Source organism: Streptomyces niphimycinicus (assembly GCF_018883605.1).
Classification (GTDB): Bacteria; Actinomycetota; Actinomycetes; order Streptomycetales; family Streptomycetaceae; genus Streptomyces; species Streptomyces niphimycinicus.
The window spans coordinates 1-695 of sequence record NZ_JAHLEM010001133.1 but is presented as its reverse complement, the minus strand read 5'-3'; the positions used below and the strand labels follow the sequence as shown (position 1 = coordinate 695).

The 695-nt window shown below is 75.3% G+C and carries 1 protein-coding gene; it reads right to left on the bottom strand.

Annotated elements, in window-relative coordinates; all coding sequences use genetic code 11:
- Positions 1-261 precede the first annotated feature (261 nt).
- On the bottom strand, positions 262-695 hold a 434-nt coding region (locus KN815_RS48215; RefSeq protein ID WP_216348083.1), incomplete at its 5' end, for a PucR family transcriptional regulator.

The following is a 695-nucleotide window of genomic DNA, read 5'->3' as shown; positions in this document are numbered from 1 at the left end:
GGCGGACGGTGAGGGAGCCTCTCCCCGCCCGGCTACACGTCCGTCCCCCCGCCCGGCGGTACGGGGGGACGCCGGGCGGGGGCCCGGGCACACGAGGCGGCCCGCACCCGTGTCAGGGTGGGCCGCACCGTGTCAGGCGGGGCGTACCCGTGTCAGGCGGGCCCGTACCCGCGTCAGGCGGGCCCGTACCCACGTCAGGCGGGCCCGTACCCACGTCAGGCGGGCCCGTACCCGCGTCAGGCGGGGTGGGCCGCCACTGCGTCATCGCACATGGCGGCGGGCCTGGAGGGCCACTCCCAGGGCGAGAACCGTCTGCGGGTCCTCCAGATCGCTGCCCAGCAGCCGGGAGATCCGGGCCAGCCGGTCGTACAGGGTCTGGCGGTTGAGGTGCAGCGCACGGGCCGTCTCCGCCTTACGGCCCGCATGGCGCAGATATGTCTCCAGTGTCGGCACCAGCGGCGGGCGGGCGGTGCGGTCATGAGTGAGCAGCGGACCGATCACCCGGTCGACAAAGGCGGCCAGATCGCCGTGCTCCCGCAGTCGCCACAGCAACAGGTCGACATCCAGGCTCCGTACGTCGTACCAGTCCCGGTCGGTCAGCCCGCGCGCCGCGTTCGCCGCCTCCGCCGCATGCCGCAGCTCGGCACCGGCCGCGTCCCAGCCGACCGCGAGCCCGGCGATCACCACCGGCGGCC